At 63.4% G+C, this 15083-nt stretch carries 7 protein-coding genes; all 7 read left to right on the forward strand.

Annotation, left to right across the window (positions count from 1 at the left end; translation table 11 throughout):
• The first annotated feature begins 15 nt into the window (after nt 1–15).
• The 7 genes from KVT38_RS14860 to KVT38_RS14890 all read left to right on the forward strand — a co-directional run bounded on the left by KVT38_RS14860 (nt 16) and on the right by KVT38_RS14890 (nt 15070).
• Nucleotides 16–2982 (forward strand): glycoside hydrolase family 2 protein, encoded by a 2967-nt coding sequence (locus KVT38_RS14860; protein ID WP_217594510.1) that lies wholly within the window; start codon nt 16–18, stop codon nt 2980–2982.
• Nucleotides 2979–4247 (forward strand): alpha-L-fucosidase, encoded by a 1269-nt coding sequence (locus tag KVT38_RS14865; protein ID WP_217594511.1) that lies wholly within the window; start codon nt 2979–2981, stop codon nt 4245–4247. The genes KVT38_RS14860 and KVT38_RS14865 overlap by 4 nt, the downstream gene beginning before the upstream one ends.
• The gene (locus KVT38_RS14870) at nt 4244–6142 is read left to right on the forward strand and encodes an FAD-dependent oxidoreductase (protein WP_217594512.1); all 1899 of its coding nucleotides are present in this window, start codon (nt 4244–4246) and stop codon (nt 6140–6142) included. Before KVT38_RS14865 ends, KVT38_RS14870 begins: the two co-directional genes overlap by 4 nt.
• A 31-nt stretch (nt 6143–6173) precedes the next feature.
• On the forward strand, nt 6174–8561 hold the full coding sequence (locus tag KVT38_RS14875; RefSeq protein WP_217594513.1) for a glucosidase family protein: 2388 nt from the start codon (nt 6174–6176) through the stop codon (nt 8559–8561).
• A gap of 195 nt (nt 8562–8756) precedes the next feature.
• Complete coding sequence (locus KVT38_RS14880; RefSeq protein ID WP_217594514.1) at nt 8757–9809, forward strand: LacI family DNA-binding transcriptional regulator; 1053 nt, start codon at nt 8757–8759, stop codon at nt 9807–9809.
• The gene (locus tag KVT38_RS14885; RefSeq protein WP_217594515.1) at nt 9806–10018 is read left to right on the forward strand and encodes a hypothetical protein; all 213 of its coding nucleotides are present in this window, start codon (nt 9806–9808) and stop codon (nt 10016–10018) included. Before KVT38_RS14880 ends, KVT38_RS14885 begins: the two co-directional genes overlap by 4 nt.
• 123 nt (nt 10019–10141) lie before the next feature.
• Complete coding sequence (locus tag KVT38_RS14890; protein WP_217594516.1) at nt 10142–15070, forward strand: carbohydrate binding domain-containing protein; 4929 nt, start codon at nt 10142–10144, stop codon at nt 15068–15070.
• Nucleotides 15071–15083 lie beyond the last annotated feature (13 nt).

Genomic DNA, 15083 nt, shown 5'->3' on the forward strand with positions numbered 1-15083 from the left:
CGGGAGGACGGCATCATGGTCATGAAGCTAACGGGCATCGGCGTCAATACGCGCGCCGGAGAAGATTCCGAATACAGAACGGTACGATCGCTGGACGGCCGTTGGCGCCTGCAACTGGATCCCGTCAACGCGGGGATGGCCGAAGGCTGGGCGTCGCGGCCGCTTCGGGGAGACTGGCATTGCGAGGTGCCGGGCTGCATTCAGAAAGTAAAGGAGCTGGGGGAGGCTTATCCGTCGGTCGTCGGCATGCCGAACGCCTATCTCGGGACGGCATGGCTGGAGACGGACTTCGAGGTGCCCGAGTTGACGGACAGGCGGCAATTGTGGCTGAAATGCGGGGGGATCGCCCCCGCCGCTCACCTCTGGGTGAACGGCATGTATGTCGGCTACCATGCCTACGCGCCCGTCAGCGCAAAGTGGAATATAACGGACATGGTACGTTCCGGTCGGTCGGCCCGGGTCACTGCAGCGATCGTCGAGGAGGATATCGGGCTGCTCGGGGGGCTTCGCTTCGGCGAGGTGTTCTGGTCCGGACTGTACCGGTCGGTCGAGATCGAGACGGCAGGATCGGTCCGCATCGAGGAGCTATGGCTTCGTCCGGACGCGGCGAACGGGCGGCTTGCGATATCGGGCTGTATTTATAACGACAGCGCGGAGCCGGCCCTGCTGACGCCTTCGGCTAGCGTGGCGGCGTGGCGAGAGGAAGAGGCGGCTTCGGCGGCCGGGAGGTCATGGTCGGCATCGGGCGAAGCGGTCGAAGTCGGCCCGGACGGGAAAGCGGCGTTTGCGCTGACCGTAGACATGCCGGATGCCGACCGATGGAGCTGCGAAGCGCCGACGCTCTATGTTGCTTCTGTCGCGCTGCATGACGGAGCGCGGCCGGTAGACGCTCGCAGGGAGCGCTTCGGCTTGCGCGACTTTAGAGCCGACGGATCGGCGCTCAAGCTGAACGGACGGCCCTTCCTCGCGCGCGGCACGGGACAGGAATACTTCTCTCCGACGATCAGTCCGCTGACGGATCGCGGCATCATCCGGCAGCGCTGGTATTCGCTGCGCGAACACGGCTTCAACTTTTTTCGCTGCCACACCTACACGCCCACCCCGGAAGAGCTGGAAACCGCCGACGAGCTCGGCATCCTGCTCGTGTCGGAGATCGGGCTTGTCTCGAACTTCGGCGGGACCTTTCCTTTTGCCGAAGCGGCGGACGTGCTGGCCGCGCACGTCGCGCAGACGCGCAACCATCCGTCGCTCGCCGTCTATTGCCTCGGCAACGAGGGCAGCCAGCTCATGGTTCACCGGCAGGAAGACCGCGAGCGGGCGGAGGCGGGCTACCGGATCATTAAGCGGCATGCGCCGGACCATGTCGGGATGATTGCCTTCGGTATGCAGGGGGAGCTGCCGGATCTGCCGAACGACGCGGAGAGTCCGCATCTGTGGGGCCATGAATTCAGGCTCGCGTACGACGGGCTCAGCCGGATTCCATGGCGGCTGCTGGACCGTCTGGCGTCAGAGAAGCCGACGATCGTGCACGAATACGGCAAGTTCGGCGTCTGGCCCGATCCGCGGGAGGAGACGGTCTACCCGCCGAACGGGTACGCCGCCTCGTACGGGAGACGGGGCGGGGAGGCGCTTGCCGCCGCCGGTATGGCGGAGCTGGAGGCTGCCATCGTCCATAGCTCCAGAGCGCTGAGCCATCTTTGCACGCGCACGTCCATCGAGATGGCAAGGCGGCAGCCCGGCATGGACGGCTATGTCATGTGGACTTTTTTCCGCCATGGCAATCGCAACGCCGGACTCGCGGACGACATGGGCTTGCGAGGAGACACGGACCCATCGGTCTATCGCGAAGGCTGCAATGCGCCGCTGGCCGTACTGATCGACCGGGATTACGAGGGGCGCACGCTGCGAGGCGGAGCTTGGATCTCGCTCGGTATCCATCTGTCGAATTATTCGGGTATCGATGTGCGGTCGGCTGCGATCGCGTGGCGCTTTGCCACCGGCGACGGGTCGGAGCTGCTGGCCGGCCGCATCGAAGGGATCGGCTGCCCGGACGGCGCGAACGGGCAGGCAGGCGCGATCGAGGCGTCGCTGCCCGACGTCTTGGGGCCGGAGAAACTGACGCTTTCCGTGCGGGTGCTAGCGATGGGAGAGACGGGAGAGCGGGAGCTGGCCGCCAACTCCTGGCCGTTCTGGGCGTTTCCGTCGCGCCGGGAGAAGCAGGGGGACTTGATCGTCTGCGACTTCGCCGACCGGGCGTTCGGCCTGCAATTCCGCGCGCATGTACCCGGGGCCGTGCAGCTCGCGGATTACGATTCGATGCTGCGCGGCTGCCGTTCCTGGACGGGGCCGGACGCGGCGGCGGCGCTCGATCTCGTCCGTCCGTCTATCTATGTGACGGACCGGCTGGACGAGACGTGCCGCTTGTTTCTGGCGCGCGGGGTTCCCGCGCTGCTGCTGGGCGGCGGCTCGCTGCCGGCAGACTGGCTGCCGCCGCTGCATCCGCCAGGCCCGATGGCCTTCCAGTATCATCGCCAGTTCACGAGCTTCCGAGCGGGCTGGGACCGAGGCAACATCGCCACGCTTGTGCATGCGGATCCCGTCCTGGGCGATTTTCCGCACGACGGCTGGTGCGACGCGCAGTTTTACGGCATGATCCAGGACGCCGATCCGCTGCGCGTCCAGGCGGTCGCCAGAGACGTTGGGGCGCCTTGCCGGACACTGATCCGTTCCGTCCCGCGGCTGCAGACCGACGAATCGAATTCGGTCGTCCTGCAGGATCCGAACGCCCGGAACGTGCAGAAGAAGTGGGTCGTCCGTCACATCGCCACCGAGGAGCGCGCCTACCTGCTGCGGGCCGACGTGGACGGAACGGCGCTTACGATATGCTCGCTTCGGCTGTTCGACGACCCCGCGGGCGAATATTTGCTGACCCGGCTGCTGCGGCATCCCGGACGGACAACGAAGGAGGAATCCGGCCAATGACGACAAATGCGCTGCCAGTTCCGAGCCGGGCGCAGCTGCGCTGGCAGGACTGGGAGCTCGGGATGTTCTGCCACTTCGGCATCAATACGTTCACGGGCAACGAATGGGGAGACGGCACCGATTCCCCGGCGCTTTTCAACCCGTCCGCGTTCGACTCCCGCCAGTGGGCGGACGTAGCCGTGCGCGCGGGCTTCAAGTATTTGATCCTGACGGCGAAGCATCATGACGGCTTCTGCCTGTGGCCGACCCGGACGACGGATTACTCGGTCAAGTCAAGTCCTTGGCGGAATGGTAAAGGTGATGTCGTTCGCGAAGTAGCGGACGCCTGCCGGGAGGCGGGGCTCGGCTTCGGTCTTTATCTGTCGCCGTGGGACCGCCATGAACCGCGTTATGCGGACAAGGAGGCGTACGACGACTTTTATGCGGAGCAGCTCGAGGAGCTGCTGACGGGCTACGGTCCGCTGGTCGAGGTCTGGTTCGACGGCGCGGGATCGGAAGGTAGAGCTTACGACTGGCGGCGCATCATCGGTCTGGTTGAGCGTCACCAGTCGGATGCCATGCGGTTCAACATGGGCGTGCCGACGATTCGGTGGGTCGGCAACGAGGACGGCGTCGCGCCTTATCCGTGCTGGAACGCGGCTTCGGAAGCGCGTACGAGCATGTTCACCAAGGATATGCTCACCTGGCTGCCGGAGACGCCGCGCTGGGTGCCCGCCGAATGCGACGTGCCCATTCGCAGGCAGTCCTGGTTCTGGCGCGAAGGCGGCGAGAGCAAGCTGTACACCGACGACGAGCTGATCGACATTTATTACCGGTCGGTCGGGCACGGCTGCAATCTGCTCATGAATCTCGCGCCGGACGATCGCGGACGCATCCCGGATGCGGACGCGCAAGCCGCCATCCGTCTGTTCGACGAAATGCGAAGGCGCTTCGGCCGGCCGCTGGCCGAATGGTCCGGAGGCGCCGGAGGTTACGAGACGCTACTGGCATTCGACGGACCGCTTCGATTCGATCATGCGATCATCGCCGAGGATCTCTCGTACGGCGAACGCGTTCGTTCGTACGTGCTGGAGGCGCTGGCCGAAGACGGCGAATGGGCGGAGCTGGCGCACGGCAGCGCGATCGGACACAAGAAGATCGACGAGTTCCCGGTGGCTTCGGCAATCGCCGTGAGGCTGCGCGTACTTGAGGCGGACGCGTCGCCGATGATCCGCAGTTTGGCCGTATACGGCGTATTCCACGACAGAAAAGGGAGAATGGAATGAACGAAATGAAGACGTCGGCGGATCGGGGCGAGGCGCATCGGACGCAGTGGCAGCGCAAGGAGCCGGAAGGGGTGCCGGATCGGCGCGCGCGAACGAAGCTGCAGACGCAGCTTGTCGTGGCGGGCGGCGGTCCATCCGGCGTCGCGGCTGCGCTGGCCGCAGCGCGGGGCGGCGCCAAGGTCGTTTTGTGTCAGGACCGGTCGGTGCTTGGCGGCAACGCCTCCTCGGAGATCCGCATGCATATGGTAGGCTCCTCTTATCGGGGAAGCGAGCTGTCGACCGAAGCGCGGGAGACGGGCATCGTGGAAGAGCTCGTGCTGGAGTGCGCGGCGCGCAATCCCCAGCGCAACGCCAACATGCTCGACCTGATCTTGTACGAGAAGTGCCGGGCGGAGCCGAACCTGACGCTGATGCTGAACACGACGGTCGTCGGCGTCCGCATGGATGGGGACCGTATCGCTGCCGTTTATGCCAACCGGGAGAGCACGGAGGATTTTTTTGAGCTGGAAGCCGAACTGTTCGCAGATTGCACCGGCGACGGGCGGCTCGGTTATGAGGCCGGAGCATGGTTTACGACGGGACGGGAAGCCGCGGAGGAATACGGGGAATCAGCGGCCGGGGCGAACCGCGACGCCTATCGACTCGGCTCGTCGCTCATGTTCACGTCCAGGGACATGGGGCGTCCGATGCCCTTCGTCGCGCCACCCTGGGCGCGCAAGTTCACGGAGGAAGATCTGCGGCTGCGGGGCCACGATACGTGGGAGTACGGCTATTGGTGGATCGAGTTCGGCGGCACGATGGACACGATCAAGGACAACGAGCGAATCCGGGACGAGTTGCTCGCCATCATGCTGGGCGTCTGGGATCATATCAAAAACAGCGGCAACCATCCCGAGTCGGCCAACTGGGCGTTCGACTGGTTCGGCTTCCTGCCGGGCAAGCGGGAGTCGCGCCGCTTCATCGGCCGGCATGTGCTCACGCAGAACGACATCGAAAGCGCGGCCGACTTCGACGACGTCATCGCGTACGGCGGCTGGCCGATGGACACCCATCCGCCCGAGGGCATTGACGCGAAGGACGAAAACCCGTGCGATCAGCCGCACACGCCTTACATGTACGGCATCCCGCTGCGCGCGCTCGTCAGCCGCAACGTCCGCAATTTGCTGTTCGCGGGACGTAATCTGTCGGCGACGCATATCGCCTTTTCCAGCACGCGCGTCATGGCGACCTGCGCCGCGGTCGGCGAAGGGCTCGGCACCTATGCCGCCGTCGCGCTGACCGGCAAGTCCGGCGCATTCGCAGCCGACGCCTGGCGCGATCCCGCCACCGTGGCCGAAACGCAGCAGCGTCTGCTCCGGCAAGGCGCGTACTTGCCGGGCGTGACGCTAGCGGACCGCAACCTGGCCGCGGAGGCGCGTATCGCCGCCTCCTCCGAGCAGCGGGACGGGCCTGCCGGCGCCGTCGTAGACGGTCATACGCGCACGGTCGCCGGGCCCAGGGGCGTACGGCCGGATCTGGCCGTGCCGGGCTCCCATCGCTGGATGTCCGACCCGTCCGACCCCGCGCCCTGGATCGAGCTCGTCTGGGATACGCCGATCGCCTTGCGCCGAGTTACGCTCGTGTTCGATACAGGACTGCACCGCGTGCTCACCCTGTCGCAGTCGGACGCGGCCCAGCCCCTCATGGTGTGGGGACCGCAGCCGGAGACGTTGAAGGCGCTGCGGGCGGTCGCGCAGACGGAACGGGGCGAGGTGGAGATCGGCCGGCTGGCTGGCAACTATCAGCGGCAGGTCCGGTTCGAGACGGAGCTGACCGGCGTCACCCGGCTTCGACTGTCCGAGCTGGAGACGAACGGTCTCGACCACGCGCGCATCGTGGAGATTCGCTGCGAATGACAGGCGCATATTTAACGGAGGGGCGATGACGATGACAGGGGCTTATACCGTCGACCGAGGCGTCATTCACAGCGCATGCGGATTGCCCGAGTCCCCGCGCTGGTTCTCCGACGGCAGACTGTCCTTTCAGATGGACGATATAGGCATTACGCAGGTGGATTACTGCCATCCCGCGCAGCGATTCGGCAATACGACGCTGTTCCTGCAGCGGCACTGGCACGGCTTCCGTCTTTTCGTTGAGCGCGATCTGCGGAATTATCGGCCGGAGCTGCGGCAGGTACGCGTGTGGCCGTTCGGCGTCGAGGCAGAGTGGCGGCTGTTCGACAGCCTGCTCAGGGTCCGCGTGATGGCGGTGGAAGAGCGAATTGTTTTTGAGCTGCGCACGCCTGCGGGGCTGCCGGAGGGCCTCACCTTGAAGCTGGCATTTTACAAGCATTTCGCGCTGACGCCGAGCGATGCCGAAGACCCGCGCTTCGGGCCGAGAGGCGCGAGACGGACATGGGACGAATGGCGTTTCGACGAAGCGAGGAATGCCTTCATCGGCGGCTTCTCCGAGCGGCCGGAGGAATCCGCGTCTGTTGAAGCAGTTCAAGGTGGATCGCGCCAGCAGATCGCGATCGAGGCGGACTTCCCGCTCCGCGTCGCCGCCACGCCGGTCAACGTCAAGTATACGTTGTCCGGCGCGCAGCCGCTGCAGGCGAACCGCATGTACCGCTTTGCGATCTCGCCGGGCGGCGAATCCGCGCTGGCCGCCGCTTCCGACGAGGCGATCCGCAGGCAGTTCGCTCGCTATCGCGCGGTGGCCGATGTTGCGCCCGTGCTGGACAGTCCTTATCGCGCACTGAACGAATATATGAGCCTGCTGCCGATGTACCACGAGGCCTGCAAAGTCCGCTCGGTGCCGGGCGCGATCAAAGCCAAGACGAACGAATATTGGGTGTGGGGCTGGGACGGTCTGACCAGCAACGACGCCACGATGTACTGGGGAGACTCGGCCTTCATGGCGGATATGCTGCGATTTTACGAGGAGACGGCCGATCCCGAGCGGGGCATCGCGCACGCCTACGGGCACGATCTGTCGGTCATCGGCGTCAGCGCCTTGCCTGCGCAGGGCATGTATATTACGCTGCTGCAGCAATACTACTCAATGACCGGAGATCTGGACACCGTCGTCCGGCATTATCCGTTCGCGGCCGGCTTGTACCGGAGAATTTCGGCGCTGGAAGTGCGGGATACCGGGCTATGCGAAGGGACCTCGCTTTTCCCGGACTTCCCCGTCTTCATGCAGGAGACCGGCCGCGATCTGAGCGGGATGAACAACACGATTTTCTATTGCGCTTCACGTTCGATGGAATATCTAGCCGCGCTTACGGGGGACGAACCTACGGAGGCGCTGGCGGGAGCTCTTTTCCGCCGGACAGAGCGGCATTTTCTGCCGCTGTTCTTCGATCCCTCCCGCGGATTCATCGTCAGCTCGGTCGATTCGGATTCGCTTGCCCGCCGGAATTCCTTCAACGCCAACGCGGTCAAGTGGGAGAACGGATACTGCTGGGAGCTGCTCGCAGGCGCGCATGAACGAAGCCTGCAGTTTTTCGAGGATCATATCATGAGTCCCGCCGGTCTGCGGGAGATCCCGCCGTGGGACGGTGCGTACGATCGCGATGCGAACCAGCTGCATTGCTGGTGGCCGGTGACCGGGGAGTACTTCATGCGGCTGATCAACGCATTCGACCGCAGGGAGCTGATCGATCGCTGGATCGGCTGGGTCGAATACTGGGCGCGTCGGCTGACCTGTCCCGAGGGCATCCCGCTGTATGTCGAGACGACGGAACCGGAGCTGGATCGCTGGAATTCGCTTAAGGGCTCCTGGCAAGCGTACAGCATGCGGGGTTGGTATCAGGCGGCGGTTCATGGGGTCGTCGGGGTCGATATCGATGCCGGCGGCATCCAGATCCATCCCTATTCCGGCGAAGAGCTGACGCTGCAGGGATTGCATTATCGGGGCAAAAGGCTTCATATCGAGATGCGCGGCTCGGGACCTTGCGTCGAAGCCATCGACGTCGGCGGAAACCGGATAAGAGGGACCTGCAAGATTCCTTCCGATCTGCTGACGGGTGCAAGCGAAATCGCGATTCGGGTTCATCGAACCGCGAAGCCCGAGCATTGGCCGTGCATCTTGCGGGCAACGGGATTGGAGCTTAGCGAGTACGCTTGCGGTTCTTCGAACATTTCGGCAGTCGTGAGAGGCGCAGGCACCGCGAGACTTATTGTGCTTGCGGATGAGACGCCCATCGTTCGCCTGGACGACCGCGATGCGCCCTTCGATTACGATTCGGCTAGCCGGGTCGCGACGATCGAGCTGAGCTGCAAGCCGGGGAGGCCTCAAAGGCTTTTTTTCGGCTTCCGGCAGGAAAGCTGAGCCGGCAGGAGCGGATCTGCGAACGGGGGCCAAGCACTTATTCAATCGTCGATGCCACAAAGACTGCCGTCGCCGCGGCAGTCTTTAGCACGGAGTACAACTGAGTTCAACCGGGTTCAACGGTTTTATTGACCGGATCTTTCCGTTCCGCTAGACTCGAAATTATAAATCGGATGCCGGGATGTTGATGCGGATATGGATAGCTACGATATCGCAAGATTGGCGGGCGTATCCCGCAAGACGGTACAGCGCGTGCTGAACAATGCCGCCAGCGTGAAGCCTGCGACAAGGGACAAGGTGCTCGGGGTCATGAAAGCCCACCACTATGAGCCAAGCTCCGCCGCCAGACAGCTGTCCGCGCGCAAGGCGCATACGATGGGGCTTTTTATCGTTCAGGATGCGAGCAGGTATACGCTGCATTCCGACGATTTGTTCTATGGCCCCGTCATCGGCGCATTGATCAGCCGCTGCGCAGAGCTGGGCTACAATACGCTCGTGTCGGTCGTCGATCTGTCGAATGTGGAGCCGCTGTTCAGCATGTACAGACAGAGGAGCATCGACGGCGGCTTTATCGTCAGCTGGTCGGATATGCGCCCCGTCGTCAGTCGGCTGCTCGAGGCGGGTTTTCGGGTCGGTTTGTTCGACGAGGGCTTTTTTCGCGATTTTCCCGCGGACGTGCCGATTCCTCATCTGAACAACCGAGGGAGCGCGTATCATGCCGCCCGCCACTTGCTCGAGCTAGGCCATCGGCGAATCGGGATCTTGACCGGCGATATGAGCAATCATACGGCGCAGGAGAGATTGAAGGGCTTCGAGGATGCGATCGCCGAGCGCGGACTGACGGTGGAGGCGGCTCAAGTCTACTACGGGCAATTCACGGAGGAGGACGGCGTTCGCGCGGTCGAATCGTGGCTGGCCGAAGGGACGCTGCCCGAAGCGCTGCTCTGTTCGAACGACCTGATGGCCTACGGCGCGCTTAAGACGCTGGCCGGCCATGGCATCGCCGTACCGGACGATGTCTCCGTGATCGGGTTCGACGATCTGCTCGTCTCCCAGTATACGCATCCGCCGCTTACGACCATGCACGTCCCCCGGGTGGAGATGGCCGCGCATGTTGTCGATTGCCTGGTCGCAGCTGTCGAAGGAAGGGAGGCGCCGTCATCTCAGGTATTTTTTGCGAGACTGACCGAGCGGCAATCTTGCTCGAAGGCAATGCGCAGCGGGACGGAATCGGAGATTGGAGTATGAGATTGGGCATTGACAACGATTGGAAGGAGCGCTATATTCGTCTTGAAATGTCCCACGGGGGTCAAAATGAAGGCCATCGCAGCGAGCCGCCGGTTGCTTGTAAGTCCGATCGTCAGGTCCAAAGGATGACGCCGAATGCCGCAAGCGGCGCCGAGCCTCATGCCCCGGCGGCGGACGATGCGGAACTGGAGACGACCAGCCCTATATAATCTGGAGGCACCGTTTCGTACGATGCGTCGGAATGTGGCCCATGCGGCTTTGTCGATTTTTGTCCCACGTAGGACATTTTATCTCTTTGATCTGTAAGCGGTTACAATAGGAGGCTGAGCAATTTGAAATTTAAATGGTCGAAAACAGCCGCAGCGGCCGTCCTGTCCGTCGCGATCGTATTCGGTTCGGCGGCGGCCGCTGCAGGAGCGGCTGCGGGGCCGGCGGCGGTCGCCGTCGCGGAAAAAGACGCGGCGCACTGGGCGGATGCGGCGCTGGCGCGGTGGCAGCAAGAAGGCGTTCTGCAAGGTTATCCGAACGGCGGCCTGCTGCCGAATCGGCCGATTACGCGCGCGGAGTTCGCGGCTATCGTCAACCGGCTATTCGGCTTTCAGGCAGCGCCGGAGCCGGCCTTTTCCGACGCGCCGGCAGCCTGGGCCGCCAAGGAAATATCCAGTGCGATCGCGGCAGGCTATCTCTCCGCCGCAGACGGCTATGCCGCTGCGGCCAACCGGCCTCTCTTAAGGTCCGAAGCCGCGCTGGCACTGAGCAGGCTGTTCGCGATCGACTCCTCCGGCGGCGCACCGGGGGCGGATTGGCCCGATCTGGCGGGCCTCGACGCGGAGACGATCGGCGCGATCGCGGGCCTCACGGCAGCCGGCTACTTGAAGGGACAATCGGACGGCAGCTTCGGGGCCGGCCGGCCCATCACGCGAGCGGAGATCGCGGCGCTGGTGGATCGCCTGGTGGCGCTGCGGATCGACAAGAAGGGAACGTATCAGCCGGGACAAGTGAACGGCCATGTCGTAATCGTCGCGGACGGCGCCGAGCTCCGTTCGGCTTCGATCACGGGCAATCTCTACCTGACGCCAGGCATCGGGGAAGGCACCGCGACGGTTAAAGAGTCGTCCGTGCAAGGGACGGTGTATGTGCGGGGCGGCGGGGAGCGCAGCATCGAACTGAAGGATGCGACGCTGGCGGAGGTTGTGGCGGCCAAAGCCGGCGGCAAGGTCAGGCTTCACGCGACCGGCCGCACGACGATCGCGAACTTGCGGTTCGTGTCGGGCGGCACGCTGGAGGCGGATGACGAGGCATCGTCCGGCATCCGGCAGGTCGACGTCTCGTCCGGCGCAGGCGAAGTGCATCTGTCCGGCAGCTTCAAGCAGGTCGCCACGACGCCGGACGGGACGAACAAGGTCAGGCTGATCGTTGTCGGACATGTCGGCATGCTTGATGTGCAAGGAGGCGCGCAAATCCGGCTGGAAAAGGGAGCGGTCGTCGACAAGCTGCGCATCGGCGCCAAGGAGGCCATCGTCGAAGGAGCGGGCCGGATAGCGGCCGTCGAGGATCCGACAGGCGTCCTGGTCAACCGACTGGAGACGGGAAGCGGTTCGGCGGTCACGCCGACACCGACGCCTACATTGACACCCACATTGACGCCAACATCGACACCCACAGCGACACCGACGGCTACGCCAACGACCAAGCCCACATCAGAGCCGTCGACTTCTCCGACGCCGACGCCTACAGATCCCGGGTCCGGCGGCCGGGACTGGGAGCTCGTCTGGAGCGACGAGTTCGACGACGGCGCGATCGATCGATCCAAATGGACGTTCGATACGACCAACGGAGAGTCGGTCGGCAATCCGGGCTGGGGCAACAACGAGCTCGAGTACTACACCGATCGCCTTGAGAATGCGAAGGAAGAAGACGGCAAGCTGGTGCTGACGGCCCGCAAGGAATTGTTCGGCGGCATGCCTTATACGTCGGCGCGTCTCAAGACTCACGGCCTCTTCAGCCAAGCGTACGGCAAGTTCGAGATACGCGCCAAGGCGCCTACGGGCAAAGGCTTGTGGCCGGCGATCTGGATGATGCCCGAAGAGAGCGCGTACGGAACTTGGGCCGCATCCGGCGAGATCGACATCATGGAAGGCTGGGGCAGCAAGCCGAATACGGTTGCGGGCACGATCCACTACGGCTCGCAGTGGCCGAACAATGTTTACTCCGGCAATAGCTACAATCTCCCGGGCAACGGCACGATCGCCGATTTCCATACGTACGCGCTGGAATGGGAGCCCGGAGAGCTCCGCTGGTACGTGGACGGCCGCTTGTTCTCCACCAAGAACGACTGGTACAGCAAGGGCGCGGGACAGAGCGACAACTATGCCTACCCGGCGCCGTTCGACCAGCCCTTTTACCTGATCATGAACCTCGCCGTTGGCGGCAACTTTGACGGCGATCCCGCCCCGGATACCGTATTCCCCAGCCGGATGGAGGTCGAATACGTCCGCGTCTACGCGAAGGACGCCTACGGAACGGCCACGCCGCCGACCTATCCGAAGGAAGAGTATCCGGCAGGCGCGAAGCTGCCGCAGGGTCCGGACGGGAACCTCGTATACAATGCGGACTTCACGCAGGACGCGGCGGGAGATGACGGCATGGGCGTGCCCGGCACGGCGCATTGGGCGCTGTACAAGGATCCGGGCGCAGCGGGCTCCGTCGCCGTCGACAATATCGGAGGCACGAATTACGCCCATGTCACGATCGCGAATGCCGGGGGCAACTCGTACTCGATTCAGCCGATGGCGATCGTATCGCTCGCCAAGGGCCGGTACTACAAGCTGACGTTCGATGCCAAGACCGACACCTCGCGCAGCATGACGATACGCTTGACCGGCGGCCAGGCAAGGGGCTTTGCCGCATATTCCCCTACGCTGAATGCAAGCCTGGGCGCCGGCTTTCAAACCTACCAGCTGATGTTCCAGATGAAAGAGAACTCGGATGCGGCCGCGCGTATCGAATTTAATATGGGCACCGACGCGCACCCGGTATGGTTCGGCAACGCGAAGCTCGTCGAGATCGACGGCATCCCGTTTGAGCATGACGCCGCCAAGCAGCCGCTGCAAGACGGCAATCATGTCTACAACGGTACCTTAGACCAAGGCGAGCCGGATCGGATGAGCTACTGGCATCTCGCGACTGCGAACGGCGCTGCCGCCTCGGCTGCCGTGCCCGCGAATCCGGTCGCCGAGCGCAAGCTGAACGTAAATATCGCGAACGGCGGCGGGATGCCGAACGACGTCAAGCTGATACAAAAGGGATTGTACCTCCTGTCCGGCAACGACTACGAGCTGACCTTCGACGCGAAGGCATCGCAGGAACGATCGATCGAAGTCGGCTTGTACCGGAAGGACGGAACGCCGATCGCCAGCCGGACCGCGTTGCTAGGCACGGCCGGGAAGCAGGTCCGCCTGTCGTTCGAACGATTGTCCGGCGCTTCGGATGCCGAAGGCCAGCTGATCTTCGCGCTCGGCGGGATGACGGACGCTGTGCAGATCGACAACGTGAAGCTGCTGCGTACGAGCGTTTATTACGATCCGGATACCGTATTTTATCCGCTGCGCAACGGCGACTTCGGCGAAGGGCTCGCTTATTGGGAGACGTCGGGCAACAACGACCAGGCGGGCACGGCAGGCGCCGGCGTCATAGGCGCAACCGTCGAAGGCGATGCCGTCAAGCTGACGATCGGCAATCAAGGCGGCAGACCTTGGAACGCGCTGCTGTTCCAGAGCGGCATTCCGTTGAAGACGAACGTGACGTACCGGGTCAGCTTCGATGCCCATTCCACAGCCGACCGTCCGATGGAAGTGGTGGTGGAGAACAACGGGCCGCGGCTGCTGGATCAAGTCGTCGATCTTGGGCGGGAGACGAAGTCGTACGACTTCGAGTTCAAGGCCGGGCCATCGGAAAACGTCGGACTCAAATTTTTGCTCGGACTTATTCATGATGGAGATGCTCGTTTGGCTTCGCATGACGTATGGCTCTCCAATATCAAGCTGAAGGTGAAAAACGCACCGGTCGCAGAGCCGCCGTCCCTGCGCAAAAATACTTCGAGCAACCATGTGGGGCAGCCCGTCGCGATCGCGTTCGCCGACAACGCCGAATGGCGCTCCAAGGTGTCGTCCGTCTCGATCGACGGCACGACGCTCGACCCCGGCCAGTACACGCTCGCCGCAGGACTGCTGACACTTGGCGCCGCAGCGTTCCAGTCGGCCGGCAATCATACGGTCAAGGTTGCGGCTGTCGGCTACGCCGATGCCATCGTCGTCCAGACCCTCTTGTCGAACGACGGCAACTTGGTTGTGAACGGCGAATTTGAATCCGGCATGTCAGATTGGTCCATCTGGGCGGGCGAGGGAGGCAGTGCGGAGCTGTCGGCGCAGGACGGGACCGGAGTCGTTCGGATCGCGGCAAAGGGCGGACCGAGCTGGGCCGTTCAGCTGTACCAGGAGGCGATTCCGATGACGGCCGGCAAGACGTATGAGCTCAGCTTCGACGCGGCCGCTTCGGCCAACCGTCCGATCACGGTCGAATTCACCGGTACGACGGCGCCCGCCCAATCGTTTGACGTGACGACCGATATGAAAACTTATACGGCGCGATTCACCGTAGCGACGGGTGCGGCGCTGAAGCTGAATTTCCTGATCGGCAATGTGACGTTCGGCGGATCGACGACGCCGGATGGCGTCCATACGCTTAAGCTGGACCATATCTCCATCAAGGAGGCCGCACCGCCGGCTCAGACGGGCCATGCGCTGCTGAATGGCAGTTTCGATACGAATGCCGACCATTGGATGCTGTTTAAAAAGGAGAACGAATCGGACGCCGCGCTGTCTGTCGCGGACGGGGTTCTGCGCGTCGACTGGGGCGGCTACGACGGCTACGAAATATGGGCGACGCAGGTCTACCAGGACAATCTGCTGCTGGAGGCCGGCAAAACGTACACACTTTCTCTGAAGGTCAAGTCTACTATCGAAAAGCAGATGCTCGTCTCGGTGGAGAACGGCGCGGATTACAACGTTCAATATTTGCCCGCACGGTCGGAGACGCTTGAAGCCGGCGGCGAATTCAAGACGTACGCCTATACGTTCACGATAGGCGCGGCCACCGTCCAGAACGGCAAGCTGGTGCTTCAGCTCGGCGGCAATCATGCCGTCGCCCACCGCGTCTCTCTCGACGACGTCGTCCTGACGGAGATGAAAGGGGGTGATTAATGTTCGAAAGCGG

Origin of the sequence: Cohnella sp. GbtcB17, from assembly GCF_019091135.1 — a bacterium.
GTDB lineage: Bacteria > Bacillota > Bacilli > Paenibacillales > Paenibacillaceae > Cohnella.

Excerpts from the sequence above, each read along its gene's own strand:
- KVT38_RS14860 (WP_217594510.1), top strand. The coding sequence starts at position 16 with ATGGTCATGAAGCTAACGGGCATCGGCGTCAATACGCGCGCCGGAGAA.
- KVT38_RS14865 (WP_217594511.1), top strand. The coding sequence starts at position 2,979 with ATGACGACAAATGCGCTGCCAGTTCCGAGCCGGGCGCAGCTGCGCTGG.
- KVT38_RS14870 (WP_217594512.1), top strand. The coding sequence starts at position 4,244 with ATGAACGAAATGAAGACGTCGGCGGATCGGGGCGAGGCGCATCGGACG.
- KVT38_RS14875 (WP_217594513.1), top strand. The coding sequence starts at position 6,174 with ATGACAGGGGCTTATACCGTCGACCGAGGCGTCATTCACAGCGCATGC.
- KVT38_RS14880 (WP_217594514.1), top strand. The coding sequence starts at position 8,757 with ATGGATAGCTACGATATCGCAAGATTGGCGGGCGTATCCCGCAAGACG.
- KVT38_RS14885 (WP_217594515.1), top strand. The coding sequence starts at position 9,806 with ATGAGATTGGGCATTGACAACGATTGGAAGGAGCGCTATATTCGTCTT.